Raw genomic sequence first — 772 nt, 5'->3', positions numbered from 1 at the left:
GGTATGTCAAAGGGTATCTCATCGTCAATACACCGCTCATTTCCGTTCAACTTCTCATAATGAGAATCAAGTTAAGCAGTCGGTACTTTTTCTATAATACCAAGCAACCGATCAATTCGTTTAACTATACGAACTTGTTCTGCTAATGGTGGGAGGGGAAAAATCGAATCTGCAACCTTGTCACTATTAAGATTTTTGACGACAGCTCCGCTCACTTGCCCACAAAACTGATAATAAGCAAAGCGTGATGATAAAGTGTAATAAAAATAATCAGTATCAAGTGTTGCTTGGTAACCGCTGAGAACCAGCCAACCATCGTGTATACAGCCATCAACATTTAGGATATAGGGTCTGCCAAAACTCATAGAGTTTGTAAGCAGGAAATCCCCCCTATGAACCATACGACTTTTTGAAATGCCTTCTGGTTTGATTTTTTGTTTTGTGCTGTTAATATATTTGCCGCCAATGTCGGTATCACCAATTTTAATCCAATTAATTCCGTTTTCTGAACTTGTCAAATACTCCTGAATGGGACGCGGTGAACCACCACGGGCTACTGTACAAATCTCTCCAAGATGAACCCAAGCCCATGATTCTGGTATTTCAAAGGGCAAATCATCATCAATACAGACCTCCATGCCGTCACGAATTGTATAATGAGAATTATCCCGTCTGAATATGACGCTCTCGCGCTTATCCCGCTTGATTTTGCCCGCTTTAATGAGGGCTTCCTTTTCCGCCCGTATACGCTCCAAAAGAGCCGACGCAGGTT

The 772-nt window shown here is 41.8% G+C and carries 1 protein-coding gene; it reads right to left on the bottom strand.

Annotated elements, in window-relative coordinates; all coding sequences use genetic code 11:
* Window positions 1–71: 71 nt before the first annotated feature.
* On the bottom strand, window positions 72–772 hold a 701-nt coding region (locus CRO04_RS25765; RefSeq protein ID WP_141401063.1), incomplete at its 5' end, for a restriction endonuclease subunit S.

The sequence above is a fragment of the Lacrimispora amygdalina genome (assembly GCF_900205965.1).
GTDB classification, from domain to species: domain Bacteria; phylum Bacillota; class Clostridia; order Lachnospirales; family Lachnospiraceae; genus Lacrimispora; species Lacrimispora amygdalina_A.
This window is presented reverse-complemented; position numbering and strand designations above follow the sequence as displayed.